Here is a 26,262-nt window from a genome sequence, read left to right as displayed (position 1 = left end):
TCTGACGTACTTTGCAGTTGTGACGCTCACCGTGCTTGTGCCAGATGACTTCGGAGTCCAGGCGCTGTCCCGGGTGGACGGTGTCCGGCCGGTCCGCTACGTGCCGGGGGAACCGCTTCCGCAGGAGGCGGCGGACGCTCAGGTCCTGGTCCCGAGGTTCCTGGCAGGCACGGATCCACGCGAGGTGTTCGCGCAGCTGCCGAACCTGAAGCTCGTGCAACTGCTCAGCGCGGGCGCGGAGAACTTCGTCGGCAAGGTGCCGCCCGGTGTGTTGCTCTCCACCTGCCGCGGCGCGCACGGCGGCAGCACCGCGGAGTGGGCGATCGGCGCGTTGCTGGCGATATATCGAGAGTTCCTCGTCTTCGAACGTGCCCGCGCCGAGGGCCGCTGGGACTACCACCTGACGGACACCTTGCAGGACAAGAAGGTTCTCATCGTCGGTGCCGGCGACCTGGGCGAGCAGATGCGGCGGCGCCTGGAGCCGTTCGACGCGACCGTGACCATGGTCGGCCGCACCGCGCGTGACGGCGTGCACGGCGTGGACGAGCTGCCGTCGTTGCTCCCGGAGTTCGACGCGGTGGTCGTCTTCACGCCGATGACCGAGGAGACCAGGCACCTGGTCGACGCCAAGTTCCTGGCCGCGATGAAGGACCACGCGATCCTGGTCAACGGCGCCCGCGGGCCGGTCGTCGACACCGATGCATTGCTCGCGGAACTGAATTCCGGGCGACTGCGCGCGGCGCTCGACGTGACCGATCCGGAACCGCTACCGGCGGATCATCCACTGTGGACCGCGCCGGGGTTGCTGCTCACCCCGCACGTGGCCGGGAGCTGCACAGGGCACGCGCACCGCGCCTACGCCATCGTCGCCTCGGAGGTCGCTCGGTACGCCGCCGGAGAGCGTCCGAACAACCTCGTCAACGGCACCTATTAGTCCATCTGGGTGAAGCTGGGCTGCCGTTCGGACGTCGCGCGCTCGCGCGAGGTCTCCTAGCGTGCGGGCGTGGCTACTCACGACAAAGGCTCGACCACATCGAGCGCTTTCTCCGACGACTCGTTCTACTCGAGCAGCGGAGGGGGAGTGCACCACTTCGACGACAGCACGGACAGAGTCGGAGGCAGCGCGCAGTCGTACGACTCGACGACGAAGGCGTTCGACAACACGGGCTACACGCCGCTGGGCAAGTCCACTGTGGACTCACCGGCGTTCGGTGACGAGGACGACCCGTTCGAGGACGACCGCAGGAAGTTCGGCTGGACGGCCGGTCCCGACATCGGCCTGCTCGGGCTGCGTGCCGTGCTCGGCGGCATCTTCCTGCTGCACGGCCTGCAGAAGGTCTTCGGGCTCTTCGGCGGCCCCGGCATCAACGGCTTCGCGCAGTCGCTCGAGAAGATGGGCTACCGCGAGTCCGTGGTCCTCTCCTGGGTCACCGGCATCACCGAACTCGCCGGAGGTGGCCTGCTCGTGCTGGGCCTCTTCACGCCGCTGGCCGCGGCGGGCCTGCTCGCGGTGATGGCGAACGTCATCGCGCTGCAGTACAAGGGCGGCTTCTTCGGCCCCAACGGCGTGGAGCTGGAACTGGCGCTCGCGGGCATGGCCTTCGCCGCGCTCTTCGCCGGACCCGGCCGGGCCGCGCTCGACTACAACCGCAGCTGGTTCCGCCACCCGCTGGCGGCCGGCTTCATCGCGCTGCTCATCGGAGCGGGCGGCGCGGCAGTGACGTACTTCGTCTTCCGGTAAACACTCCCCGTGCGGAAGAACCTGACGGGAGCGCTGCTCCAGCTCGCCCTGCTCGTGATCGGGATCCCGATCGTCTACCTGGTGGCGTTCCCGTTCGGTCTCACCGCGAAGTCCCTGCTACCGCCGCTCGGCCTGCTTGCGGGCCTCACTGTCAGCGGCATCATGGTCAAGAAGACCGACCAGCCCGTCAGCGGCCCGCTGACGGGCTGGTTCGTGTTCGGCGCCTTGCTGGCGCTGTCGTTCGCAGTTTGACCTTGTATTGGCCCCTTTTCTCCTTCAAGCCGCCTGTCACGAGCGCCGACATTTCGGTGAAAGACGGCACTTGAAGGGAAGACAGTGGCGACGAGCGGCGACATCAAGATCGAGGCCACGCGCCCGGCGGACCTGGGTGAGATCGCCCGGCTCATCGCGACGACGAAGGACGACGGACCGGTGCCGCCCCGGCTGCGAAGACTCGTCGAGATCGTGGGCGACGACGCCGGTCCGGACGAACTGGGCGCGCTCGCCGCGAAGGACGCCGAGTTCACGGCGTTGCTGCGCGAGGTCCTGCGCGAGTCGCGCAAGAACAACAAGCGGAAGACGACGATCGTGTTCGTCGCGGTGCTGGTCACGGCCGGGGGCGCCGGCTGGTACGCGCTCGTACCCGACCGCGGGACCACACAGGAGCCGGACGACAAGAAGGCGGCCAGCGTCTCGTCGCAGCCGTCCGGCACCGAGTCGAGTTCGCCGACGGGCGGCAGTGCACCGCTGGTGCCGACGCTCGTGCCCTCGAAGTCGATCAACCTGCCGACCAGGACGTCCGGCCCGTCACCGACGAAGACACCGGGTCCCGGGCCGCAGCTGGCGACGACCATGTCCCAGGCGCGCGGACTACCGGGCACGTCGGTGAACTTCTACGGCACGGGTTACAACGGGTGCCCTGGGCGCCGCACGGTCAACGTCCTGTGGGACGGCGTCGTCGCCGAGTCCGCCGTGCCGATCGAGTCGGACGGCAGGTTCGGCGTGCGGTTCACGGTGCCGGAGAACGCGTCGGTCGGCGACCACCACCTCTCCGGGCAGTGCACCGACGACGCGGGCCTGGGGGCGCCGTCGACCTACACGGTGTCGCCGCCGCTCGTCGTGGCGGCGAGTCCGGCCAAGCTGCGAGCGGGACAGGTGCTGACCGTGCGCGGCACCAACTTCGACGGATGCCCCGACTACGGGGACAGGTCGGTGAACGTGAGCATCAGCGCGATGGGACTCAGCACGACGGCGCCGATCAAGGCGGACGGCACGGTCGACGCGCAGTTCACGATTCCGCAGGGCACCTCGCCCAACGACTACGACGTGGTCGGGCAGTGCCGGGACGGTGGCCAGTGGGCGCGCGGAATCTTCACCGTGCAGCCCTGACCGTCCCGGCACGACACCCCTAGCGGCTCGGGTCGCGCACCGCGCCGGTCGACGCGTCCGTCGCCATCCGCGCGTACGCCCGCAGCGCACCCGTCACCGGCCGGATCCGGTCCACCGGCTGCCACGGCCGCTCCGACGCGTCCATCTTGGCGCGCCGCTCGGCCAGCACCTCGTCGTCCACCAGCAGCTCGAGGCGCCGCTCGTGCACGTCGATCAGGATCCGGTCACCGTTCTCGACCAGCCCGATCGTGCCGCCACCCGCCGCCTCCGGCGAGATGTGGCCGATCGACAGACCCGACGAGCCACCGGAGAAGCGGCCGTCGGTGATCAGCGCGCACTTCTTGCCGAGACCGGAGCCCTTGAGGAACGCCGTGGGGTGCAGCATCTCCTGCATGCCTGGACCGCCGGACGGGCCCTCGTAGCGCACCACGAGCACCTCGCCCGCCTGGATCTCCTTGTTCAGGATCGCCGAGACGGCCTGCTCCTGGGACTCGACGACGCGCGCCGGACCCTCGAAGTGCCACAGCTCCTCGTCGATGCCCGCGGACTTGATGATCGCGCCGCGCTCGGCCAGGTTGCCGCGCAGCACGTTCAGGCCGCCGTCACGGGTGTAGGCGTGCTCGTCGTCGCGGATGCAGCCGCCGGCCGCGTCGGTGTCCAAAGAGGACCAGCGGTTCGACGTCGAGAACGCCTCGGTCGTGCGCACGCCACCGGGAGCGGCGTGGAACAGCTCGATCGCCTCCGGGGACGGGTTCTCCGCGCGGATGTCCCACTTGCCGAGCCACTCCGCCATCGTCGGCGTGTGCACCGAGGTGACGTCGTCGTTCAGCAGGCCGGCGCGGTAGAGCTCGCCCAGCAGCGCGGGAATTCCGCCGGCCCGGTGGACGTCCTCCATGTGGTAGTCGGAGTTCGGCGACACCTTGGACAGGCACGGCACGCGGCGCGACAGGTCGTCGATGTCCTCGAGCGTGAAGTCGATCTCGCCCTCCTGCGCGGCGGCGAGGATGTGCAACACGGTGTTCGTCGAGCCGCCCATCGCCATGTCGAGCGCCATCGCGTTCTCGAACGCCTTGCGGTTCGCGATCGAGCGCGGCAGCGCCGACTCGTCGTCCTCGCCGTACCAGCGGCGGCACAGCTCCACGACGACGCGGCCGGCCTCGGAGAACAGCTCGCGGCGCGCGGCGTGGGTGGCCAAAGTGGACCCGTTGCCCGGCAACGACAGGCCGAGCGCCTCGGTCAGGCAGTTCATCGAGTTCGCGGTGAACATGCCGGAGCACGAGCCGCACGTCGGGCACGCGGAGCGCTCGACCTCGGAGAGCCCGTCCTCGCTCACGGCGGGGGAAGCGGACGCGGCGATCGCGGTGATGAGGTCGGTCGGCGCGACGGCGACACCCTCGACGACGACGGCCTTGCCGGCCTCCATCGGCCCGCCGGACACGAACACGACGGGGATGTTGAGCCGCATCGCCGCGTTCAGCATGCCGGGGGTGATCTTGTCGCAGTTCGAGATGCAGACGATCGCGTCGGCCTGGTGCGCGTTGACCATGTACTCGACCGAGTCGGCGATGATCTCGCGGCTGGGCAGCGAGTAGAGCATCCCGCTGTGGCCCATGGCGATGCCGTCGTCGACCGCGATGGTGTGGAACTCGCGTGCCACGCCGCCCGCCTCGCGCACGGCCTCGGCCACGATGTCGCCGAGATCGCGCAGGTGCACGTGACCGGGCACGAACTGCGTGTAGGAGTTGGCGATCGCGATGATCGGCTTGCCGAAGTCGCTGTCGGTCATGCCGGTCGCACGCCAGAGGGCGCGGGCCCCCGCGGCGTTGCGGCCGTGCGTGGTGGTGCGAGAGCGGAGCTGAGGCACTGCTCCTCCAGATTCAGTTCAAGAAAAAATGCGCGCGGGACAGCCGGGTCAGGCGTCACCAGTCTGGGAGCGGTGCCTCAAAGGTTACTAGTGCGCAGACTTGCCGAGACCAGCAGATAGGCCAGCGCGAGCGTGATGACGTGCACAACCGTGCACCACAGACAGATCTTGCCGATGATCAGGAACTCGGCCGCCACCAGGTAGATGACCATCAGCACGCCGATGCCGACCGCGGCCAGGCGCACCCACTTCAGTGCCTCGATCCGCCACGCGAACGGGAGGCAGATCACGGTGAGGAACGCGAAGAAGGCCAGCCCGAGGAACGCCACGGGGATGCCCAGCACCTCCGACTGCTCGCTCGTGGTCACGGTCTCACAGTCGATCACCGAGTCGGCCGAGCACAGCAGCGCGCCGGCGTTGAAGTGCGTGTAGGTCAGATAAGCCGAGGTCAGCAGGCCTGCGATGGACAGCAGCAGGCTCAGCAGCGGAACTCGTTTGATCACTTCTCCGACTCTACGGACTCCTCCGCGGGTTCCTCCGCAATCTCTTCCACGACACTCGGGTCCGGCACACGCCCACCGCTGACCACCGACAACGCCGGCAGGTGCATGAACCGCACCGCGGGCAGCGTCACCTCGGTGTCGTCCTCGCGAACCGCCTTGAGCCAGCCCTTCTGGACCAGCCGGATCGACTTCACCTCGGACCACTTCACCGTCGTGGAGCCGAACAGGCCGCGCGCGACGAGCTCCTCCTCGGTCACCGTGGTGCGGCTGCGGACGACCCAGTACGCGTACCCGAGCGGGAGAACGTAGAGCGCTTGCAGCCCCGGAGCGACCCACGCCACAGGAGTCACGCAGATGGCGATCAGACCCGCCGCGAGCAGCGCGGTTGCCGGGATGCGAAAGACCAGCTTCTTCACTCGGACGATTGTTCCACGTCCACGATCCGGGAATTCCATCCCGCAGAGTTGACGCACTCTTGCGCGAGGCGATAACGTCCGCTTCATGCAGCGCACGCTCGTTCTCGTACTTCTCAGGCGCGTCGACGCCTGAGCCGAACAGCCTGCGTCGACGCGCGACCCTCGCACGACCCATCTCCGGGTTGTCGAGGGTTTTTTCGTGTCCGGACCCCGATACCCACGAGGCAAACCAATGACCAGCGCACCATCGCGACAGGCTTCCGAGCCCTCGTCGCCACGTCCAGGTCCGCGGCCCAAACCGGCACCGCCCACTGGCGCGCCGATTCGAGTGACCGGGGCCCAGTCCCTCGTCCGCTCGCTTGAGGCGGTCGGGTGCGAAGTGGTGTTCGGCATTCCCGGCGGGACGATCCTTCCCGCGTACGACCCGCTGCTGGACTCCACGAAGGTCCGGCACATCCTCGTCCGCCACGAGCAGGGCGCAGGGCACGCGGCGACCGGATACGCGCAGGCCACCGGCAAGGTCGGGGTCTGCATGGCGACCTCGGGTCCTGGCGCGACGAACCTCGTCACCCCGATCGCGGACGCGAACATGGACTCCGTGCCCATCGTCGCGATCACCGGCCAGCAGTCGCGGCCGCTGATCGGCACGGACGCCTTCCAGGAGGCGGACATCTGCGGCATCACGATGCCGATCACCAAGCACAACGTGCTCGTGACCGACCCGGCGGAGATCCCGCGGGCGATCGCGGAGGCGTTCCACATCGCGTCGACCGGCCGACCCGGCCCGGTTCTCGTCGACATCCCCAAGGACGTGCTGCAGGAGCAGACCAGCTTCTCCTGGCCGCCCGAGCTGCGCCTGCCCGGCTACCGGCCGACGACCCGGCCGCACGGCAAGCAGGTCCGCGAAGCCGCGAAGCTGATCGTCAACGCCCACAAGCCCGTTCTCTACGTGGGTGGCGGCGTGATCAAGGCCGATGCCCACGCCGAGCTGCTGCGCCTGGCCGAGGAGAGCGGCATCCCGGTCGTCACGACGCTGATGGCGCGCGGGGCGTTCCCCGACTCGCACCAGCAGCACATGGGCATGCCCGGCATGCACGGCACCGTCGCGGCCGTCGCGGCGATGCAGAAGTCGGACCTGCTCATCGCGCTGGGCGCCCGCTTCGACGACCGCGTCACCGGCCAGCTGAACTCGTTCGCGCCGGACGCGCAGATCATCCACGCGGACATCGACCCGGCCGAGATCTCCAAGAACCGCCGCGCCGACGTGCCGATCGTCGGTGACTGCAAGGAGATCATCACCGAGCTGATCGACGCGCTGCGCACCGAGCGCGAGACGTCGAAGAAGGTCGACCTCACGCCGTGGTGGGACACGCTGAACTCGATCCGTGAGACGTTCCCGCTCGGCTACGACTGGCCGGACGACGGCACGTTGTCGCCGCAGTACGCCATCGAGCGCATCGGCGTGCTGTCCCCGGCGGACACGATCTACACCGCGGGCGTCGGCCAGCACCAGATGTGGGCCGCGCAGTTCGTGAAGTACGAGCACCCGCGCACGTGGATCAACTCCGGCGGCCTCGGCACGATGGGCTTCGCGGTTCCGGCCGCGATGGGCATCAAGGCGGGTCAGCCGGACCGCACCGTGTGGGCCATCGACGGCGACGGCTGCTTCCAGATGACCAACCAGGAGCTCGCCACCTGCGCCATCGAGGGCCTGCCGGTGAAGATCGCCGTGATCAACAACGGCAACCTCGGCATGGTCCGCCAGTGGCAGACGCTGTTCTACGGCGAGCGGTACTCCAACACGGATCTGGGGACGCACAAGCACCGCATCCCAGACTTCAAGCTTCTGGCGGAGGCTCTCGGCTGTGTCGGCCTGCGGGCCGAGACGCGCGAGGAGGTGGACGAGGTGATCGCGAAGGCGCTGGAGATCAACGACCGGCCGGTCGTGGTCGACTTCGTCGTCGGCAAGGACGCCCAGGTGTGGCCCATGGTCGCGGCGGGCACCGGCAACTCCGAGATCATGGCCGCCCGCGGCATCCGCCCCCTGTTCGACGAGGATCTGTGATGACCAGGCACACGCTGAGCGTTTTGGTCGAGGACAAGCCCGGTGTGCTGGCGCGCGTGGCCGGCCTGTTCTCCCGCCGCGGCTTCAACATCGAGTCGCTCGCGGTCGGGCGCACCGAGTACCCCGACATCTCCCGCATGACCATCGTGGTCTCGGTCGACGAGCTGCCCCTGGAGCAGGTGACCAAGCAGCTCAACAAACTCATCAACGTCATCAAGATCGTTGAACTGGAGCCCGCCGCTTCCGTTCAGCGGCAGCTGGTGTTGATCAAGGTCCGGGCAGATGCGACGGTGCGGTCGCAGGTGCTCGAGACCGTGCAGCTCTTCCGCGCGAAGGTCGTCGACGTGTCGCCCGAGGCGCTCACGATCGAGGCCACCGGCACGTCTGAGAAGCTCGACGCGTTGTTGCGCATGCTGGAGCCCTACGGGCTTCGCGAGATCGTCCAGTCCGGCATGGTCGCCATCGGCCGTGGCGCTCGTTCCATCACCGCCACCGCGGTCCGCTAGAAATCCAGAAAGAGGGAAACACTGTGAGCGTCGAGATCTTCTACGACGACGATGCCGACCTGAGCATCATCCAGGACCGCAAGGTGGCCGTGATCGGCTACGGCAGCCAGGGCCACGCCCACGCGCTGTCCCTGCGCGACTCGGGCGTCGAGGTCCGCATCGGCCTGCAGGAGGGCTCCAAGTCCCGTGCCAAGGCCGAGGAAGAGGGCCTCGAGGTCGGCACCCCGGCCGAGGTCTCCGCGTGGGCCGACGTGATCATGATCCTGGCGCCGGACACCGCCCAGCGCCACATCTACGCGAACGAGATCGCCGCGAACCTCAACGAGGGTGACGCGATCTTCTTCGGTCACGGGTTCAACATCCGCTACGGCCTCATCACCGCACCGTCCGGTGTGGACGTCGCCATGGTCGCCCCGAAGGGCCCCGGCCACCTCGTGCGCCGCCAGTTCGTCGACGGCAAGGGCGTCCCGGCGCTCATCGCCGTCGAGCAGGACGCCTCCGGCAACGCCCAGGCCCTCGCGCTGTCCTACGCCAAGGGCATCGGCGGCACCCGCGCCGGCGTCATCAAGACGACCTTCAAGGAAGAGACCGAGACGGACCTCTTCGGCGAGCAGGCCGTCCTCTGCGGTGGCGCGTCGGCTCTCGTCCAGGCCGGCTTCGAGGTGCTGACCGAGGCGGGCTACGCCCCCGAGGTCGCGTACTTCGAGTGCCTGCACGAGCTCAAGCTCATCGTCGACCTCATGTACGAGGGCGGCATCGCCCGCATGCGCTACTCGATCTCCGACACCGCCGAGTTCGGTGACCTGACCCGCGGCCCGCGCGTCATCACCCCCGCGGTGAAGGAGGAGATGAAGAAGATCCTGGGCGAGATCCAGGACGGCACCTTCGCGAACGAGTGGGTGGCAGAGGACGACAACGGCCGCGCCAACTACAAGAAGCTGCAGCAGGAGGGTGAGAACCACCCGATCGAGGCAACCGGCAAGAAGCTCCGCGACATGATGTCGTGGGTCGACCGGCCGATCACCGAGACCGCCTGAGTCTTTCCTCAAGGGAGGCCCGTGGCGCGTGTGTGACGCGCTGCGGGCCTTTCCGCTTGTTTTTGATCATCCGCTAGCTTCTTTCGCATGAGTGACAGCGCGCCGATCTACGACGACAAGGCCCACGTGCGCGGGAACCTGGACCTCCGCAACGCGGAGTGGAAGCGCCCGCCGGAGCCGGAACCGGAGGACGGCCACGTGGAGATCGCCTTCGTCGAGCACACCGACGGCAAGACCTACGTCGCCATGCGCAACTCCAAGCAGCTCGAGCCGGTGCTGACCTTCACGATGGCGGAGTGGGACGCGTTCGTGGCCGGTGCGAAGGACGGGGAGTTCGACGAGCCCTGGTGAGCCTCGCTCTCAGGGGCGGTGCAGCCAGACGCGCAGTGGGCCGAGCACCGTGAAGCCGTTGGCCAGGGCGGGCGCGAGGTCGTCTCCGCGCTCGTAGCCGACGAGGGGCAGCCAGGGGAAGTGATCAGCCGCCGCGGTGAGAGCGCACGTCCAGACCGCGGAGGTGTCGCCGCCGTCGACGGCGAACAGGTTGGAAACGCCGACCAGTCCCGCGCCGCGGTTCAGGATCATGCCTCCGCAGAGGTCCTTGCCCTCGTGCACGGCCAGCACCAGCACGGACGGGTCCGCCAGCAGAGCCGGCCGGAAAACGTCCGGGGTGTCCTCGTCGTCGCGCCAGGCGGCCTGCCAGTCACGGAGGTGGGCGGCCGTGGAGACCCGCTCGGCGCGTGGAGCCGACGGTCGCGGTGTGGACAGTCCAGCTGGGCGGTGGATCCACTGGGCGGTGAACACTTCGACGAAGCCGTCCGACGTGAGGTCGAGGGTGGCGAAGCTGTCTTTGATCGAGCACCCCGGTGAGGCCGTGTCGAGCTCGTGGAGGAAGTCGCCCGCGTCAGGGCGCAGAGTGACAGCGTCCGGGTAGTACAGCGGCGTGCGGTGGGCACTGTGCCAGGCCGTCTCGCTGAAGATCGTCGGGATGCCGTGGGAGCGGCAGACCGCAGCGCACCACTCGGCGTTGTTCCGCGCCGCGGCGGTGTGGACGGAGGTCGACCCAGGGGAGCTCACGTGGGACAGGCTGACACCGCTCGGGCCCCCGCCGCACGCGCGTTTATCAGCTCCTGCCCGATGAAACGAGCGCAAACGTCGTCCCACACCTCAGGACACCGCGGTGACCTGAGCCACCCGCCACAAGCCCTGCGCGAGTCCCCTGACTATGCTCGTTAACAGTCCGGACACATTGCGGTGCCCGGTCGGCGCGGGCAAGCCGCCCCCGACCACGCCCGCGCCCCACGATCCGACCGTTCCTGGGAGCGATGTCCGTGACCAACACGAGCCGACCTGTTGTCCTCATCGCCGAGAAGCTCGCGCCGTCCGTCTTGGACGCTCTCGGTGACGGTGTGGAAGTGCGCCATGTAGACGGCACCGACCGCCCGGCCCTTCTCGAAGCCGTCGCGGACGCGGACGCCCTGCTCGTCAGGTCCGCCACCCAGGTCAACGCCGAGGTGTTCGCCGCCACCCGCAAGCTCAAGGTCGTGGCCCGCGCGGGCGTCGGCCTGGACAACGTCGAGGTTCCCGCGGCCACCGCCAACGGCGTGATGGTCGTCAACGCCCCGACGTCCAACATCGTGAGCGCCGCCGAGCACGCCGTGGCCCTCCTGCTGAGCGTCGCGCGCCAGATCCCGGCCGCGCACGCGACGCTGCAGAACCACGAGTGGAAGCGCAGCAAGTTCAACGGCGTGGAGCTGAACGGCAAGACCGTCGGCGTCGTCGGCCTCGGCAAGATCGGCCAGCTGTTCGCGCAGCGCATCGCCGCGTTCGGCGTCGAGCTGATCGCGTACGACCCGTACGTGTCCGCGCCGCGGGCAGCCCAGCTCGGCATCGAGCTGGTGAGCCTCGAAGAGCTCCTCGAGCGCGCCGACGCCATCAGCATCCACCTGCCGAAGACGCCGGAGACCAAGGGCCTCATCGGCGCCGCGCAGCTGGCCAAGGCCAAGCGCGGCGTCATCATCGTCAACGCCGCCCGCGGTGGCCTCATCGACGAGGAAGCCCTCGCCGAGGCCGTCAAGGAGGGGCAGGTCGGCGGCGCCGGTGTCGACGTCTTCAGCACCGAGCCCACCACCGAGAGCCCGCTGTTCAACGTGCCGGGCATCGTCGTCACGCCGCACCTCGGCGCGTCGACCAGCGAGGCGCAGGACCGCGCGGGCACGGACGTCGCGAAGAGCGTCGTCCTCGCCCTGGCCGGCGACTTCGTGCCGGACGCGGTGAACGTGCAGGGTGGTGCGGTCGGCGAGGAGGTCCGCCCGTACCTGCCGCTGGTGCAGAAGCTCGGCACCGTCCTCAGTGCACTGTCGCCCAAGGCCCCGACGAGCGTCACCGTCGAGGTCCGCGGCGAACTGTCCAATGAGGACGTGCAGGTGCTCCCGCTCGCGGCGCTGCGCGGTGTCTTCACCAAGGTCGTCGACTCGCAGGTGACGTTCGTGAACGCGCCGCGCCTCGCCGAGGACCTCGGCGTCAGCGTCGAGCTGGTCAAGGAGACCGAGAGCCCGAACCACCGCAGCCTCGTCACGGTCAAGGCCGTGCACGCGGACGGCACCAGCAACAGCGTCTCCGGCACGATCAGCGGCATCGCCCAGGTCGAGAAGCTGGTGAACATCAACGGCCGCAACTTCGACCTGAGGGCCGAAGGCACCGTGCTGCTGCTGGAGTACCCGGATAGGCCGGGTGTCATGGGCACGGTAGGCACGTTGCTCGGCGAGGCCGGCGTGAACATCGAGGCCGCGCAGATCAGCCAGACCGGCGAGGACGCCGTCATGGTGCTGCGGGTGGACCGTCCGGTGGACACCGCGGTGCTCGACCCGATCGGTGCCGCCGTGGGAGCGCGCACCGTCCGCTCTGTCGACTTCGGATAGTCACGACAAACCGGGAGGGGGACAGCAAAGTCCCCTTCCCGTGACTATCGCAGTTCACAACGAACGCGTAACAGGCCACTATCTGTAGACCACATTCATACTTTCGGGGCAATCCGAGAGACACGGTCAGCGATTAGGTTCCCCACGAGGTTGACCCGGTGCCGTAGAGGGCACGGCGCAGTTTTCATTCGGGTCGAAGGCACACACCTCGGTTGGGGCAACGTTGTGAAGAGACGATCGAGTCTGGTGGTGTTCTCTGCCATCACCACACTGCTGATCGCACCCGCTACGGCTTCGGCGCAGAGCGAACCGCTCGCGCAGCCGGTGAAGGGTGCACCCGGGCTGGACGCGAAAGCGTTGCATCTCAAGGTTTCTCCGCGTCTGGACAAGGCGGGCAAGGTCACCGCGTTCGTCGCGCTCGACCGCAAGCCCGCTGTCGACGCGTTCGAGGAGAAGCAGGGCCAGGGCAAGGAAGCGCAGAAGCAGGCCGCAAAGCAGGCCAAGAACGACACGTCGGCCGCGGTCGACCAGGTCGTCGGCCAGCTCAAGACCGCGGACGCCGGCACCAAGGAGCTCTACCGCACGTCCAACGGCGTGCCCGGCGTGGTCGTGAACGCCGACGCCGCAAAGGTTCGCGAGCTCGCGAACCGTTCGGACGTCGTCGCGGTGTACCCGGTCGTGCCGAAGAAGCGCCAGAACTCCAACGCCGTGCAGCTCACCAAGACGCTGAACGTCTGGACGCAGTACGGCAAGCTCGGCGACGACGTCCGGGTCGGCATCATCGACACCGGCGTCGACTACACGCACGCGAACTTCGGTGGTCCCGGCACGGTCGACGCGTTCCGCGCCGTCGACCCGCGTGCGAAGGACCCGAACTTCCCGACCGCGAAGGTCGTCGGCGGTTACGACTTCGTCGGCGAGGACTACGACGGGGAGAGCAAGGACCCGGCGATCAACACGCCGAAGCCGGACGCGAACCCGATCGACTGCAACGGCCACGGCTCGCACGTCGCGGGCACCACGGCCGGCTTCGGTGAGAACGCCGACGGCAGCACGTTCAAGGGTGACTACACCAAGCTCGACGCCGACAAGCTCAACGCGATGAAGATCGGCCCCGGCACCGCGCCGAAGGCCCTGATCTACGCGCTGAAGGTCTTCGGCTGCGACGGTTCGACCAACGTCACCTCGCAGGCGCTCGACTGGTCGCTCGACCCCGACGGCGACGGCGACTTCTCCGACCACCTCGACGTGGTCAACCTGTCGCTCGGCAGCGACTACGGTGCCCCGGACGACCCGGACAGCCTGTTCGTCAAGAAGCTGTACAAGGTCGGCGTCATGCCGGTCTTCTCCGCGGGCAACGGCGGCGACCTCTACGACATCGGCGGCTCGCCGGGCAACACGCCCGAGGCGCTGACCGTCGCGTCCACGCGTGACTCGTTCGTGCTGCGCGACGGTGCCGTGGCGAACGGCCAGACGAAGCCCGGCCAGTACAGCCAGAACTTCACCGGCTACCTGACCTACGACAAGACGCTGCCGGTCGTGAAGCTGACCCAGGCGGGCAACCTCGACGGCTGCCAGCCGATCACCGAGGCTCTCGCGGGCAAGTACGTGTGGCTGGAATGGGACGACGTCGACTCGACGCGCCGTTGTGGTTCGGGCGGCCGCACCAACAACGCGCAGGCCGCCGGTGCGGCGGGCGTGGTGCTTTCGTCCACTTTGAACAACTTCAACGCGGGCATCGCCGGCAACGCGACCATCCCGGTCTTCCAGTTCACCGGCGACGCCACCAGCCAGGTGCGTCCGCTGCTGGACGCGGGCACGCTGACCGTCCGCCTCGCGGGCTCCCTGCGCACCACGGTGCCGACGTACGAGCAGTCCATTTCGGACACGCCGAGCGCGTTCACCAGCCGTGGCACGCGCAGCGGGTCGATCAAGCCCGACGTCGCGGCTCCCGGTGACACGATCTCCTCGACGGCCGTCGGCTCCGGCAACGACCGCCTGGTGATCTCCGGTACGTCGATGGCGTCCCCGCACGTCGCCGGCATCGCCGCCCTGGTGCGCCAGGCGCACCCGGACTGGTCGCTGGAAGAGGTCAAGGCCTCGATCATGAACACCGCCGGTGCGGACGTGAAGGAGAACGGCAAGACCTTCGCGCCCAACCGGGTCGGCACCGGCCGCGTCGACGGCAAGGCCGCGATCGACAACCAGGTCCTCGCGTACGTCGAAGAGGACAACGGCTACGTGAGCGCGAACTTCGGCGTCGTCGAGGTCGCCAAGCCGGTCTCGAAGACCAAGACGATCAAGATCGTCAACAAGTCCACGAAGTCGGTGGAGTACAAGGTCGGCTACACGGCCGCCACGTCGATCCCCGGTGTGAGCTACGTGCTCTCGCAGGACAAGGTGAAGCTGAGCCCGCGCGGTGTCGCGCGCGTCAAGGTCACCCTGAAGATCGACGACCCCAAGGCGCTGCGCAAGACGGTCGACTCGACCGTCGCGCCGACGCAGCTCGACACGCCGCGTCAGTTCCTCGCGGACGCCTCCGGTCGCGTGACGCTCACGCCGACCGCCGGTGCCACGGTTCCGCTGCGCCTGTCGGTCTACGCGGCGCCGAAGCCGGTCGCGGACATCAACACCGCGGACAGCCTCCGCTTCCGCGGCAACGACAAGCAGGCGGTCCTCAACCTGACCGGCCGCGGCGTCGACCAGGGCACGGGCACGCAGGCCTACCGCTCGCTGGTCAGCGTCCTCGAACTGCAGGCCCAGTCGCCGAAGCTGCGTGACTGCCGCAAGAACGTCACCGAGAACTGCGCGCTCAACGAGACCGCCAAGGGCGGCGACCTGCGTTACGTCGGCGCGGCCTCCACGGCCCCGCTCGCCAAGGCCCAGGGCAAGCCGGAGGAGTCGCTGCTCGCGTTCGGTGTCGCGACGTGGGGCAACTGGTACAACCTCGGCATGAACACCATCCCGTTCGTCGACATCGACGTGGATGGTGACGGGACCGCGGACTTCGAGACGTTCGCGACCCGCCTGACCGACACCGATCTGCTGGTCGCGACGACGATCGACCTCAAGACGGAGAAGGAAGTCGACATCCAGGCGGTCAACGGCCAGTTCGGCGATGTGGACACGAACACCGCCGACACCAACGTCGTGGTCCTGCCGGTGCTGCTCACGGCACTGGGCATCGACCCGGCGAAGGACACGTCGCGGATCTCGTACGTCGTCGGCACCGGCGGCTACTACGCGGCGCCGGGCAACGCGAACAAGCTGGTCGACGTCATCGACCGCAACCTGTCCTTCGACCCGCTCAAGCCGGGTCTGTGGGTGCAGGGCGGCGGCGACGCGGCGCTGTCCTACGTCGCCAAGCCGGGCACCGCGCTCGTGGTGAACCGGGACGAGGCGGCGCTGAAGGCAGACAAGTCCGAGGGCCTGCTGGTGCTCAACCACCACAACGCCAACGGCGATCGCGCGTCGGTCGTCACGGTCCGCTCAAGTGGACGAGGCTCCGCCTACTAGCAGCGTCTCCTCCGACGTTTCCTGACGTCACGCGGGGGCCCCGCGTTACCCCAGAGGTAACGCGGGGCCCCCGCGTTACTTTTGTGAGCAGGGGCCGTCACCCCTTGACGCGACAGCTGTACTGCGGTCGAGTGACACACGAAAGTGGGTAATGGGCCGTGTGGGTGTCCCGCAGTACGGGAGAGAACACCCCGAAGGGGTGTCCGGCATGCGGCGAGTGGCGGCGTTGCCGGTAGCCTTTCGCGAAGGAAAGTAGTCCCACTAATTGGGGACTGACACCTGGGAGGTGTGTGGATGCGGCTCGCAGTGATCCCAGGAGACGGGATCGGGCCCGAGGTCATCGCTGAGGCCCTGAAGGTCCTCGGCGAGGTCGTTCCGGCGGCCGAGATCACTCGCTACGACCTCGGCGCGGCGCGCTGGCACGCCACGGGAGAGTTGTTGCCCGAGTCGGTGCTCGGTGAGCTCCGCCAGCACGACGCGATCCTGCTCGGCGCGGTGGGCGATCCGTCGGTGCCGAGCGGAATTCTGGAGCGCGGTCTGCTCCTGCGTCTGCGCTTCGAACTCGACCACCACGTGAACCTCCGCCCCGCTCGTCTCTACCCCGGAGTCCGCAGCCCGCTCGCGGACCCGCCGGAGATCGACATGGTGGTGGTCCGCGAGGGCACCGAGGGCCCGTACGCGGGCAACGGCGGTCTGCTCCGCAAGGACACACCGCACGAGATCGCCACCGAGGTCTCGATCAACACGTCGTTCGGCGTGGAGCGCGTCGTCCGCGACGCCTTCGCCCGCGCGTCACTCCGCCCGCGCCGACACCTGACGCTGGTGCACAAGACGAACGTCCTCACGCACGCCGGCTCGTTGTGGTCGCGCGTCGTCGAGGAGGTCTCGTTGCAGCACCCGGACGTGACGGTGGCGTACCAGCACGTGGACGCGGCGACGATCCACCTGGTCACCGACCCCGGCCGGTACGACGTGATCGTGACGGACAACCTGTTCGGCGACATCCTGACCGACCTGGCCGCCGCCGTCACGGGCGGAATCGGCCTGGCCGCGTCGGGCAACATGGACGTGACGCGGCGCAACCCGTCGATGTTCGAGCCGGTGCACGGTTCCGCACCGGACATCGCGGGCCAGGGCATCGCGGACCCGACGGCCGCCGTGCTGTCGGTGGCACTGCTGCTCGACCACCTCGGCGAGCACGAGTCGTCCCGCCGGATCGAGGCCTCCGTGGCCTTCGATCTGGCGACCCGTGACCACCAGTCGCCTGGCCAGACCTACGCCATCGGTGACCGGCTCGCGGCGCTCGTTTCGTCGAACGTGCGCACGGGCTGAGGTTTCTTCGCACGTACCAAGGCCCGGCCGGGAGACTCCGGCCGGGCCTTGGTGTTTCAGAGCTGGCCGGTGGACTCACGCCACGCCCGCTCCTTCTTGATCCACTCGTTGTCCTGCGGGAACTCGTCGATCGTGGGAACGCGGCGGATCTCGGTCTTGAAGCCGGGCCCGGTCATCGGTGCGCGCTTGGCCCACTCGATCGCCTCTTCCTTGGAGGCGACGTTGATGATGTAGAAGCCGTTGAACAGCTCCTTGGTCTCGCCGTACGGGCCGTCCGTGACGACCGGCGGCTCGGTGGAGAAGTCGACGACCACGCCCTCGGAGGGGTCGGAGAGGCCTTCCGCGGCCAGCAACACGCCCGCGCGGATCATGTCGTCGTTGTACCGGCCGACCGTCTCCAGCATCTTCTCGAAGTCGAACTCGCCCATGTTCGCGAAGGCCTCGTCGGTCGCGCGCCAGATCATCATGAACTTCATGGTGTGTCTCCCTGCGTTCCGGGGGCCGCGTCAGGCCCTTGGCATCCACAGGTCGAACGGGCCGCATGCCGAATCGACAGCACACCCCGGAAGTTTTCGAACTTTCTTCCTTCGCAGATCACGCCAGCCACAGGACGAGGACGGCCAGCAGGAGCCAGTGCTGGGCGGCGACCACCACCGCCCGCCGGGACGGCCTGACCAGACGGGAGATCCCGAGGCTGAGCGGCACGAACAGCATGCCCACGACGAAGTAGGTCAGCGACAGCACCCAGAGGTCGATGATCGGGTTGATCTCGACCGGGATGTCCTGGTTGGACGTGACGAACAACGTGCTCATGAAGGTGACCAGGAGCAGGCCCAGGTAGACGGCCAGGTCGCGGCGCCAGAGGAACACCGGTAGCGGCGCGACCGCGATCGCCCAGCCGGTCAGCGCCTGAGGCAGCGACGCGCAGGCCACGGGCGTGCAGTAGATCCGCTCCAGCGCGTGGGCGATCGGCATGTGCCCGAAGCTGCCGGCGCTGACGCCCACGCAGATCATGACCAGCGCGATCCAGGCCGCGGTGGTCTCGTCCTTGAAGATCGTCGCCGCCGGGGTGCCGTGCTCGCGCCTCAACCGCTCGCGCCTCAACTGTCTTCGGGTACCGAGGTCCATGTCACCTAGACGACCTCGGTGGCGATTTTGTGCACAAGCGCGGGTTACAGTGCGGACGTCGTGCACGGGGGAAGTCCGGTCGAAATCCGGCGCTGACCCGCAACGGTAGGTCCCCATCACCGGGGGCGAGCCCGAATACCCGCACACGGCTGTCCAACAAGCTCCGACTCCTGCCGTGGATTGCGGGAAGGGACCAAGTGATCGCGAAGATCAGCGCGCTCGTCGGCGTGCTCGCCATCAGCATCGTGGCGGGCGTTGCGCTCGGGCCTGTCAGCATTCCGTTCGGGCAGACAGCCGAACTCCTGCACGCCGCCATCGCCGGCGGGGTGATTCCGGCGGACCTCGCCGGGCAGTACCACATCGTCTGGGACATCCGGCTGCCTCGCGTGCTGCTCGCCGCCGTGGTCGGGGCCGGGCTCGCCGCCGTCGGCGTGGCCATGCAGGCGATGGTGCGCAACGCGTTGGCCGACCCGTACGTGCTCGGCATCTCCTCGGGTGCGAGCGTGGGGGCGATCGCCGTGGCGACGCTCGGGGTGTTCTCCTCGCTCGGGGTCTACGCGATGTCGTTCGGCGCGTTCGTGACCGCGCTGGCGGCGAGCGTGCTCGTCTACCTCACCGCACGCACGAACCGCGGACTAACGCCGCTGAAGCTGGTGCTGACCGGCACCGCGCTCGGCTACGGGTTCTCCGCCGTCGCGATGCTGCTCGTCTTCCAGGCGCCGCGCGGTGACGCCTCGCGCGCCGCCATGCTGTGGCTGCTCGGCAGTCTGGGCGGGGCCAGTTGGCAGTCGTTGCCCGTGGCCGCGCTGGTGACCGCACTCGGCATCGCCTACCTGCTGACCAAGGCGCGGCCTCTCAACGCGTTGGCGATGGGGGACGAGACCGCGACCACGCTAGGCGTGCCCGTGCAACGCCTGCGCACCCACCTGTTCCTCATCACCGCCGCCATGACCGGTGTGCTGGTCGCGGTCAGCGGCGCCGTCGGGTTCGTCGGGCTGATGCTTCCGCACCTGACGCGCATGGTCGTGGGCGCGGATCACCGCAAGGTGCTGCCGCTGGTGCCGCTCGCGGGCGCCAGCTTCCTGGTCTGGGTGGACGTCGCGGCACGCCTGCTGGCGGCACCGGAAGAGCTGCCGCTGGGCGTGATCACCGCCGCGCTCGGGGTGCCCTGTTTCGTGTTCCTCATGCGCCGCAAGGCCTACGTCTTCGGAGGACGCTGATGCTGGTCGAACTGCGCGGCGTGACCGTCAAGGGCATCGTCGAGGACATCACCTTCCGCGCGGAGAACGAGGTCGTCGGCATCGTCGGCCCCAACGGCAGCGGCAAGTCGACCACGCTGCGCTGCGTCTACCGGGCGCTGAAGCCGACCGGGGGAGCCGTGCTGGTCGGCGGCGAGAACGTCCACAAGCGACTGAACGTCGCCAGGGACCTGGCCGCCCTCACCCAGGAGTCGCAGGTCGAGTTCGACTTCACGGTCGCCGAGGTCGTGGAGATGGGCAGGTTGCCGCACGAGCGCGACCCGGCGAGGGACGTGCGCGTCTGCGCCGAGGCACTGGCCACAGTGGACGCCTCGCACCTGGCGGGCAGGAGCTTCCTCAGCCTGTCCGGCGGCGAGCGCCAGCGCGTGCTCATCGCCAGGGCCCTCGCGCAGGAACCGAACGTGCTCGTGCTCGACGAGCCCACCAACCACCTCGACATCCGCCACCAGATCGACGTGCTGCGCCTGACGCGCGATCTCGGCAGGACCGTCATCACCGTGCTGCACGACCTCAACCTCGCGGCGTCCTACTGCGACACGTTGTACGTGCTCGACGAAGGACGGCTCGTCGCCGGCGGCACCCCGCACGAGGTCCTCACCCCGGAACTGATCGCCAAGGTCTTCCACGTCACCGCGCACGTCGTCACCCACCCCACCACGGGAGTTCCCCAGCTCCTGTTCGACCAGGAGGTCACCCCTTGAGAACCGCCCTCGCCGTCGCCACCCTGCTGCTCGTCACGGGCTGCGGCGCCACGGTCGCGCAGGACACCTCGAAGTCCGACCCGGTGACCGTCAAGAACTGCGGCCAGGACGTCACGTTCGACAAGGTGCCGTCCAAAGTGGTCACCAACGACACCGGCATCACCGAGCTGATGTTCGCGCTGGGCCTCAAGGACCGCATGGCCGGGTACGTGGTGGACGGCACCGACACCGTCGACGTCCGCACGTCTCCGTGGAAGGCCGACTTCGACAGTGTGAAGCACCTGTCCGACAAGATCTCCAAAGAGGTCGTGCAGGGCGCCAACGCCGACTTCGTGTTCGCCGGCTGGAACTACGGTTTCAGCGAGAGCACCGGCTTCACCCCGGACGCGCTCAAGCAGCTCGGCATCCCGACGTACCTGCTCACCGAGGCGTGCCGCAACGGCGTCGGCAAGCGGCGCGGCATCATGCCCGCGCTCGACGCCCTCTACACCGACCTGCGCAACCTCGGGAAGATCTTCCGGGTCGAGGCGAAGGCCGAGGAGCTGATCAAGGGCTACCAGCGGCAGATCGAGGACGCGGGCAAGCTCATGGCGGGCAAGCCGCGGCCGAAGGTGTTCCTCTACGACAGCGGGCAGGACCAGCCGTTCACGTCGGGCAAGAACGCGGCGCCTCAGGACGTGATCGCGAAGGCCGGCGGCGACAACATCTTCGCCGACCTCGACGACAGCTGGACCACGGTCAACTGGGAGACCGTCGTGCAGCGCGATCCGGACGTCGTGCTGATCGTGGACTACGCCGACGGTGAGGCGAACACGCCCGCGCAGAAGCAGGCGTTCCTGGAGGGCTTCGCCGGGCTGGCGAACTCCCCGGCGATCAAGAACAAGCGCTTCTTCGCTCTCCCGTACGCCGCGTTGGTCGAGTCGCCGCGCAACCCGGCCTCGATCGAGGCCTTCGCCAAGTACCTCGCCGGCGTATGAGATTCAGTACTGCCAGGCGTGCGGCAGTACTGAGCGTGACCAGATAGTGGGAGATTTCCTCCCGGCACTTGGTACGTCGTGCTGAGCTGTGGCAGCATCCGCGTCATGGCTCAGCACCTCGCCATCATTATCGACGAGCGCGTCGGGTAGTGCCCCTCTGGCACCCGACGCGCAGACCTCTCGCATCCCGCGGGGGGTCTTTTTGTTTGTCCTGATGAGGAGATGACCGAGATGGCCGGCCCTGTTGACGACTTCCACGTCTACGACACGACGTTGCGCGACGGCGCGCAGCGTGAGGGCATTTCCTACTCCGTCACGGACAAGCTCGCGGTCGCGCGCCTGCTGGACGGGCTCGGCGTCGGGTTCATCGAGGGCGGCTGGCCCGGCGCACTGCCCAAGGACACGGAGTTCTTCGCCAAGGCGGCAGCGGGCGAACTGGAGCTCAAGCACGCCGAGCTGGTCGCGTTCGGCGCGACCCGCAAGGCCGGGGTCAAGGTGGAAGACGACCCGCAGGTCAAAGCATTGCTGGACGCGCAGACACCGGTCGTGACGCTGGTGGCCAAGTCGGACCTGCGGCACATCGAACGCGCACTGCGCACCGACGCCGACGAGAACCTGCGGATGGTGCGCGACACCGTCCGGTTCCTCGTCGAGCACGGCAGGCGCGTCTTCCTCGACGCGGAGCACTTCTTCGACGGGTACGCGCTCTCCCCGGACACCAGCCTCAGGGTGCTGGAGTCCGCTGTGGAGGGTGGCGCGGACGTGGTCGTGCTGTGCGACACGAACGGCGGCCAGCTGCCGCTGGGTCTGGCGGAGACGGTCGCCGAGGTCGTGGAGAAGACCGGTTTCCGAGTAGGAATCCACTGCCAGGACGACACGTCCTGCGCCGTGGCGAACACCCTCGCGGCCGTTCAGGCGGGCGCGACGCACGTCCAGTGCACCGCCAACGGATACGGCGAGCGAGCAGGCAACGCAGACCTGTTCGCCGTCGTGGGAAACCTCGTGACCAAGCTCGGCATGGAGGTGCTCCCGACCGGAGCGCTGGCCGAGCTCACCCGCGTCTCCCATGCGTTGGCCGAGATCGCGAACATCGCACCCGACACCCACCAGGCGTACGTCGGGTCGTCAGCATTCGCTCACAAGGCGGGTCTGCACGCGAGCGCGATCAAGGTGGATCCGGAGCTGTACAACCACATCGATCCGGACACCGTCGGCAACGACATGCGGGTGCTGGTCACCGAGATGGCCGGTCGGGCGAGCCTCGAACTCAAGGGACGTGAGTTCGGGCTCGACCTGGCCGGCCGGGGCACCGAGGTAGGCAGCGCGCTGCGGCGCGTGAAGGACCTGGAGGCCAAGGGCTGGTCCTTCGAGGCAGCCGACGCGTCGCTGGAACTCCTGCTGCGCACCGAGCTGTCCGAACTGGACGGTCCGGCCCCGTTCACGCTGGAGTCCTACCGGGTCGTGCTGGACCACCGCTCGGACGGCGAGATCGTGTCCGAGGCCACGGTCAAGGTGCACGTGGCGGGGGAGCGGGTCATCGCGACCGCCGAGGGCAACGGCCCCGTGCACGCGCTGGACGCGGCCCTGCGCAAGGCGTTGCTGCCGCATCTGTCCTGGTTGGACACTGTGGAGCTGGCCGACTACAAGGTGCGCATCCTCACCGAGCATCCCGGTACGGATGCGGTGACCCGCGTGCTGGTGGAGTCGACGGACGGCGAGCGGGAGTGGACGACCGTGGGCGTGCACGGCAACATCGTGGAGGCGAGCTGGCTGGCGCTGTGTGACGCACTTGTCCACAAGTCACTACGAGTGCTGTCGCCTCGTCGACACCCGTGATGCGCCGGGGCGCGCCCCTGACACCCGCGGCGCGCCCCGGCGCTCCCCTTGGCACGCTTGATGCACGCCAGCGCTCCCCGGACACCCTTGATGCGCCCCGGCGCTTCCCTCCGGGGAGTTCACCACTCATGCTCCTGTTACTCGTGAACAAGCACAGTCACCACTCATGCTCCGGTTACTCTTAAACTGGCACAGTGCGTATAGCCCGGATCGCTCATCCCCAAGGTGTTGCATTCGTCGCCGTCCACGGCGAGGAAGCAGCAGAGATCGCCGAGCACCCCTTCGGCAAGCCCACCTTCACCGGCCGCAAGTGGCCGTTGGGCGACGTCAGGCTGCTGGCGCCGATCCTGCCGACCAAAATCATCGGCGTCGGCCGCAACTACGCCGACCACGCCAAGGAGATGGGCAACGAGGTTCCCGAAAACCCGTTGCTCTTCCTGAAGCCCAACACCTCGGTCGTAGGCCCGAACGTGGAGATCAAGCTCCCGGCCGCGTCCGAACGCGTCGACTTCGAGGGCGAACTTGCCGTCATCATCGGCCAGCCGTGCCGCGAGGTGTCGAAGGCCAAGGCGATGAGCGTCGTGATGGGCTACACCATCGCCAACGATGTCACGGCACGCGACCTGCAGAAGAAGGACGTGCAGTTCACGCGGGCCAAGGGTTTCGACTCGTTCTGCCCGATGGGTCCGTTCATCGAAACGGAGTTCGACCCCTCCGACGTCCGCGTCGTCACCGAAGTTGACGGGGAAGTCAAACAGGACGGGCGTACTTCGTTGATGGTGCACGACATTCCGTCGCTCATCGAGTACATCTCCGGGATCATGACGCTGCTGCCGGGCGACGTGATCCTGACCGGGACGCCGGCCGGTGTCGGGCCGATCAGGGCCGGACAGACAGTCTCCGTGACTGTGGATGGCCTTGGCACGCTCACCAATCCGGTCGCAAATAGGTAGCCGTTCAGAGCAATCCGGCGTCCGGCAGGTTACGCAGCTGGGTACCCGCGAGTAACTTCCCGGTGTCATGACGGACCTGGCGTCCACCCGTGTGCTGCTCGTCGACGGTTCGCAGCTCATCACCGAGGGGCTGCGGATCTCGCTGCACCGCACGCACTGCTTCCGCGTTGTGGGTATCGCCCACACCGTGGCCGACGCTGCGCGCTGTCTGCGCGGCGTCCTGGTGGACCTGGTCGTCACAGATTTCGACGTGCCGGGCGCCGGTCCGCTGCGCACCGTGCGGGACACGGCGCAGTACCGGCCGGGCGCCCGTGTGGTCGTGCTGTCCAATGCGGACAGTCCGAGCTGGGCCCAGGCGGCGCTGGACGCCGGCGCCGTCGCCTACCTGCTCAAGACCTCACCCGTGGCCGAGTTGCTGCCGCTCATCGCGGCCGCGGTGCGGGGTGCTCCCGCCACGATCGACGCACGGGTGGGGTCGCTGGCGCGCTTACCGGGGCGGATGCCGCCGCCTGCCTCGCTCGGCCAGCTGTCGGCACGGGAGTTCGACGTGCTGGCCGAGATGGCGAAGGGGATGGACAACTCGCGCATCGCCCAGCGGCTCTTCATCAGCAACGACACCGTGAAGACCCACGTCAAGGCGATCCTGCGCAAGCTGGGCGCCCGGGATCGGGCTCACGCCGTGGCGATGGTGCTCGGTGAGTCGTCGGACACCTTCGTCACGACCTAGCGATCGTTTGCGGTGCACGCCGCGCGAAGTCCGGTGCGTGCTCCGGCCTCGGCCCGATCGCGATCACGTACGCCGGGATCGCCTGCAGGAACGGGAAGCGCTGCGCCACCTTCAGCGGGAACGGCATGCCCGTGCTGGAGACCGTCTCGGTGCTGTTGAGCTTGCGGCCGAGGAACAGCCGGTGGATGACCCGTTGCACCGTCTGGATCACCACGGTCGGGAACAACCGGCGCCTGCGCACCTTCGCGAGCACCCCGCCCGTGACCGTGCCCAGCCGCAACGGCTTCGCGAGCAGCCCGGCGGCCGCCACCGCGTCCTGCACGGCCAGGTTGATGCCCACACCGCCGACCGGTGACATCGCGTGCGCCGCGTCACCGATGCACAGCAGGCCGTCGACGTGCCACTGCCGCAACCGGTCCAGCTTCACGTCGAGCAGCTTCGCGTCGTCGATGCTCCGGATGTGGTCCACGCGGTCCGCGAGCCACGGGATGAGCGTGCGCACGCGGTCGCGGAACTTCTCGACGCCCTCGCTGCGCACCGCCTGGTCCGTTCCCTTGCGAATCAAGAAAGCGCACTGGAAGTACTCGCCGCGCGGGATGAGCACGAGCCCGCTGCCCGCGCTGAACCGGCCGGCGCCGCCCTGGACCGGATCGTTCTCCTTGCGCGGCAAGCGGAACCACCACACGTCCATCGGCGCGCCGAACCGGTAGACCGGTAGGTCCACCGCCGAGCGCAGGATCGAACCCCGCCCGTCCGCCGCGACGACGAGGTCGGCGGCGATCTCGCCCTCGTGGCCGTCGATCCGGTCCCGGTAGCGCACGCCGGTGACCTTGTTGCCACTCTTGGTGATTCCGGTGACTTCGGTGTTCATCCGCAGCGTGAACGCCGGCTCGAGCTTGCCCGCGTCCGCCAGCAAGTCGAGGAAGTCCCACTGCGGCACCATCGCGATGCGCTTGTTCGGGCCGGGCAACCGGCGCAGATCGGCGACCGTGGCCTTGGCGCCGCCGTCGAGCAGCGCCTCGATCTTGTCGACGTCCTGGTGCGGCACCTGCTCGAACGCGGGCCCCAGCCCCAGCTCGTCCAGCAGCGTGAGCGTCGACGCGTGCACCGTGTCGCCGCGGAAGTCGCGCAGGAAGTCGGCGTGCTTCTCCAGCACCGTGACCTCGACGCCACCGCGCGCCAGCAGCAGCCCCAGCACCATCCCCGCAGGTCCGCCTCCGACGACGAGGCAGGTGGTCCTCTCCATCTCGATCCCCTCTTTTCAACGGGCGTTGAATAAACTCAGCATGCTCTTGATCGCCGCAGTCGTCAAGCCGTGTTCCGTGTGGCGTGGCTCGCCCGCCGGGGGCGGTCGTCCTCTGTGGACTGTCTGGGGCTCCAGGCCTCGAAAAGGT

The 26,262-nt window shown here is 68.3% G+C and carries 24 protein-coding genes and 1 riboswitch; of the genes, 17 read left to right on the top strand and 7 right to left on the bottom strand.

What is annotated here, in order from left to right; all coding sequences use genetic code 11:
• Positions 1 to 19: 19 nt before the first annotated feature.
• From ACIA8G_RS14350 to ACIA8G_RS14335, 4 genes are all read left to right on the top strand, one after another.
• Positions 20 to 934 (top strand): 2-hydroxyacid dehydrogenase, encoded by a 915-nt coding sequence (locus tag ACIA8G_RS14350; protein ID WP_396418879.1) that lies wholly within the window; start codon positions 20 to 22, stop codon positions 932 to 934.
• Between the two features lie 69 nt (positions 935 to 1,003).
• Positions 1,004 to 1,741 carry a DoxX family protein gene (locus tag ACIA8G_RS14345; protein ID WP_396418878.1) on the top strand — a complete coding sequence of 246 codons (738 nt, stop codon included), beginning with the start codon at positions 1,004 to 1,006 and terminating at the stop codon, positions 1,739 to 1,741.
• A 9-nt stretch (positions 1,742 to 1,750) separates the two neighbouring features.
• Positions 1,751 to 1,993, top strand: a complete 243-nt coding sequence (locus tag ACIA8G_RS14340) for a hypothetical protein (RefSeq protein ID WP_396418877.1) — start codon at positions 1,751 to 1,753, stop codon at positions 1,991 to 1,993.
• Between the two features lie 84 nt (positions 1,994 to 2,077).
• Positions 2,078 to 3,130, top strand: a complete 1,053-nt coding sequence (locus tag ACIA8G_RS14335) for a hypothetical protein (RefSeq protein ID WP_396418876.1) — start codon at positions 2,078 to 2,080, stop codon at positions 3,128 to 3,130.
• Between the two features lie 19 nt (positions 3,131 to 3,149).
• On the opposite strand, the gene ilvD is transcribed toward ACIA8G_RS14335, so the two are convergent.
• The 3 genes from ilvD to ACIA8G_RS14320 form a co-directional block, all read right to left on the bottom strand.
• Positions 3,150 to 4,994, bottom strand: coding sequence for a dihydroxy-acid dehydratase (gene ilvD, locus ACIA8G_RS14330; protein WP_396418875.1), 1,845 nt, complete (start codon positions 4,992 to 4,994; stop codon positions 3,150 to 3,152).
• A 77-nt stretch (positions 4,995 to 5,071) separates the two neighbouring features.
• Positions 5,072 to 5,497, bottom strand: a complete 426-nt coding sequence (locus tag ACIA8G_RS14325) for a vitamin K epoxide reductase family protein (RefSeq protein ID WP_396418874.1) — start codon at positions 5,495 to 5,497, stop codon at positions 5,072 to 5,074.
• Positions 5,494 to 5,913, bottom strand: coding sequence for a PH domain-containing protein (locus ACIA8G_RS14320; protein WP_396418873.1), 420 nt, complete (start codon positions 5,911 to 5,913; stop codon positions 5,494 to 5,496). Before ACIA8G_RS14320 ends, ACIA8G_RS14325 begins: the two co-directional genes overlap by 4 nt.
• Before the next feature lie 232 nt (positions 5,914 to 6,145).
• Between ACIA8G_RS14320 and ACIA8G_RS14315 the strand changes: the two genes are divergently transcribed.
• From ACIA8G_RS14315 to ACIA8G_RS14300, 4 genes are all read left to right on the top strand, one after another.
• Positions 6,146 to 7,978 (top strand): acetolactate synthase large subunit, encoded by a 1,833-nt coding sequence (locus ACIA8G_RS14315; RefSeq protein WP_396418872.1) that lies wholly within the window; start codon positions 6,146 to 6,148, stop codon positions 7,976 to 7,978.
• Positions 7,978 to 8,484: an acetolactate synthase small subunit gene (gene ilvN / locus ACIA8G_RS14310; RefSeq protein ID WP_396418871.1), complete on the top strand. Its 507-nt coding sequence runs from the start codon at positions 7,978 to 7,980 to the stop codon at positions 8,482 to 8,484. Before ACIA8G_RS14315 ends, ilvN begins: the two co-directional genes overlap by 1 nt.
• A 23-nt stretch (positions 8,485 to 8,507) precedes the next feature.
• Positions 8,508 to 9,521 carry a ketol-acid reductoisomerase gene (gene ilvC / locus ACIA8G_RS14305; RefSeq protein ID WP_396418870.1) on the top strand — a complete coding sequence of 338 codons (1,014 nt, stop codon included), beginning with the start codon at positions 8,508 to 8,510 and terminating at the stop codon, positions 9,519 to 9,521.
• Positions 9,522 to 9,608: 87 nt separating this feature from the next.
• Positions 9,609 to 9,872, top strand: coding sequence for a DUF397 domain-containing protein (locus ACIA8G_RS14300; RefSeq protein WP_396418869.1), 264 nt, complete (start codon positions 9,609 to 9,611; stop codon positions 9,870 to 9,872).
• A 9-nt stretch (positions 9,873 to 9,881) separates the two neighbouring features.
• Here the strand turns inward: ACIA8G_RS14300 and ACIA8G_RS14295 are convergent, their stop codons facing one another.
• Positions 9,882 to 10,595: a hypothetical protein gene (locus ACIA8G_RS14295; RefSeq protein ID WP_396418868.1), complete on the bottom strand. Its 714-nt coding sequence runs from the start codon at positions 10,593 to 10,595 to the stop codon at positions 9,882 to 9,884.
• A gap of 254 nt (positions 10,596 to 10,849) precedes the next feature.
• Between ACIA8G_RS14295 and serA the strand changes: the two genes are divergently transcribed.
• The 3 genes from serA (at position 10,850) to ACIA8G_RS14280 (ending at position 17,287) form a co-directional block, all read left to right on the top strand.
• Positions 10,850 to 12,439 (top strand): phosphoglycerate dehydrogenase, encoded by a 1,590-nt coding sequence (serA, locus tag ACIA8G_RS14290; RefSeq protein WP_396418867.1) that lies wholly within the window; start codon positions 10,850 to 10,852, stop codon positions 12,437 to 12,439.
• A 243-nt stretch (positions 12,440 to 12,682) separates the two neighbouring features.
• A complete protein-coding gene (locus tag ACIA8G_RS14285) occupies positions 12,683 to 15,955 on the top strand; it encodes a S8 family serine peptidase (protein ID WP_396419661.1) in 3,273 nt (1,090 codons plus the stop codon).
• A gap of 294 nt (positions 15,956 to 16,249) precedes the next feature.
• A complete protein-coding gene (locus ACIA8G_RS14280) occupies positions 16,250 to 17,287 on the top strand; it encodes a 3-isopropylmalate dehydrogenase (RefSeq protein WP_396418866.1) in 1,038 nt (345 codons plus the stop codon).
• Between the two features lie 56 nt (positions 17,288 to 17,343).
• Here the strand turns inward: ACIA8G_RS14280 and ACIA8G_RS14275 are convergent, their stop codons facing one another.
• Both ACIA8G_RS14275 and ACIA8G_RS14270 read right to left on the bottom strand, forming a co-directional pair.
• Positions 17,344 to 17,763: a YciI family protein gene (locus ACIA8G_RS14275; protein WP_396418865.1), complete on the bottom strand. Its 420-nt coding sequence runs from the start codon at positions 17,761 to 17,763 to the stop codon at positions 17,344 to 17,346.
• Positions 17,764 to 17,881: 118 nt separating this feature from the next.
• Positions 17,882 to 18,415 (bottom strand): hypothetical protein, encoded by a 534-nt coding sequence (locus ACIA8G_RS14270; RefSeq protein WP_396418864.1) that lies wholly within the window; start codon positions 18,413 to 18,415, stop codon positions 17,882 to 17,884.
• Positions 18,416 to 18,439: 24 nt separating this feature from the next.
• Positions 18,440 to 18,577: riboswitch (cobalamin riboswitch) on the top strand.
• Between the two features lie 35 nt (positions 18,578 to 18,612).
• Between ACIA8G_RS14270 and ACIA8G_RS14265 the strand changes: the two genes are divergently transcribed.
• The 6 genes from ACIA8G_RS14265 to ACIA8G_RS14240 all read left to right on the top strand — a co-directional run bounded on the left by ACIA8G_RS14265 (position 18,613) and on the right by ACIA8G_RS14240 (position 24,868).
• Entirely contained in the window at positions 18,613 to 19,635 is a 1,023-nt protein-coding gene (locus ACIA8G_RS14265) for a FecCD family ABC transporter permease (protein ID WP_396418863.1), read from the top strand.
• A complete protein-coding gene (locus ACIA8G_RS14260; RefSeq protein WP_396418862.1) occupies positions 19,635 to 20,375 on the top strand; it encodes an ABC transporter ATP-binding protein in 741 nt (246 codons plus the stop codon). Before ACIA8G_RS14265 ends, ACIA8G_RS14260 begins: the two co-directional genes overlap by 1 nt.
• Complete coding sequence (locus tag ACIA8G_RS14255) at positions 20,372 to 21,352, top strand: ABC transporter substrate-binding protein (protein WP_396418861.1); 981 nt, start codon at positions 20,372 to 20,374, stop codon at positions 21,350 to 21,352. The genes ACIA8G_RS14260 and ACIA8G_RS14255 overlap by 4 nt, the downstream gene beginning before the upstream one ends.
• A 222-nt stretch (positions 21,353 to 21,574) precedes the next feature.
• On the top strand, positions 21,575 to 23,188 hold the full coding sequence (cimA, locus tag ACIA8G_RS14250) for a citramalate synthase (protein WP_396418860.1): 1,614 nt from the start codon (positions 21,575 to 21,577) through the stop codon (positions 23,186 to 23,188).
• A 194-nt stretch (positions 23,189 to 23,382) separates the two neighbouring features.
• Positions 23,383 to 24,141, top strand: coding sequence for a fumarylacetoacetate hydrolase family protein (locus ACIA8G_RS14245; RefSeq protein ID WP_396418859.1), 759 nt, complete (start codon positions 23,383 to 23,385; stop codon positions 24,139 to 24,141).
• Between the two features lie 67 nt (positions 24,142 to 24,208).
• On the top strand, positions 24,209 to 24,868 hold the full coding sequence (locus ACIA8G_RS14240; protein ID WP_396418858.1) for a LuxR C-terminal-related transcriptional regulator: 660 nt from the start codon (positions 24,209 to 24,211) through the stop codon (positions 24,866 to 24,868).
• Here ACIA8G_RS14240 and ACIA8G_RS14235 read toward each other — a convergent pair.
• Positions 24,858 to 26,114 (bottom strand): FAD-dependent oxidoreductase, encoded by a 1,257-nt coding sequence (locus tag ACIA8G_RS14235; protein WP_396418857.1) that lies wholly within the window; start codon positions 26,112 to 26,114, stop codon positions 24,858 to 24,860. The two genes, ACIA8G_RS14240 and ACIA8G_RS14235, sit on opposite strands and share 11 nt — an antisense overlap.
• Positions 26,115 to 26,262 lie beyond the last annotated feature (148 nt).

Source organism: Lentzea sp. NPDC051213 (genome assembly GCF_044455585.1).
Lineage (GTDB): Bacteria > Actinomycetota > Actinomycetes > Mycobacteriales > Pseudonocardiaceae > Lentzea.
This window is presented reverse-complemented; position numbering and strand designations above follow the sequence as displayed.

Excerpts from the sequence above, each read along its gene's own strand:
- ACIA8G_RS14270 (WP_396418864.1), bottom strand. The coding sequence starts at position 18,415 with ATGGACCTCGGTACCCGAAGACAGTTGAGGCGCGAGCGGTTGAGGCGC.
- ACIA8G_RS14315 (WP_396418872.1), top strand. The coding sequence starts at position 6,146 with ATGACCAGCGCACCATCGCGACAGGCTTCCGAGCCCTCGTCGCCACGT.
- ACIA8G_RS14240 (WP_396418858.1), top strand. The coding sequence starts at position 24,209 with ATGACGGACCTGGCGTCCACCCGTGTGCTGCTCGTCGACGGTTCGCAG.
- cimA (WP_396418860.1), top strand. The coding sequence starts at position 21,575 with ATGACCGAGATGGCCGGCCCTGTTGACGACTTCCACGTCTACGACACG.
- ACIA8G_RS14260 (WP_396418862.1), top strand. The coding sequence starts at position 19,635 with ATGCTGGTCGAACTGCGCGGCGTGACCGTCAAGGGCATCGTCGAGGAC.
- ilvN (WP_396418871.1), top strand. The coding sequence starts at position 7,978 with ATGACCAGGCACACGCTGAGCGTTTTGGTCGAGGACAAGCCCGGTGTG.
- ACIA8G_RS14275 (WP_396418865.1), bottom strand. The coding sequence starts at position 17,763 with ATGAAGTTCATGATGATCTGGCGCGCGACCGACGAGGCCTTCGCGAAC.
- ACIA8G_RS14300 (WP_396418869.1), top strand. The coding sequence starts at position 9,609 with ATGAGTGACAGCGCGCCGATCTACGACGACAAGGCCCACGTGCGCGGG.
- ACIA8G_RS14235 (WP_396418857.1), bottom strand. The coding sequence starts at position 26,114 with ATGGAGAGGACCACCTGCCTCGTCGTCGGAGGCGGACCTGCGGGGATG.
- ACIA8G_RS14280 (WP_396418866.1), top strand. The coding sequence starts at position 16,250 with ATGCGGCTCGCAGTGATCCCAGGAGACGGGATCGGGCCCGAGGTCATC.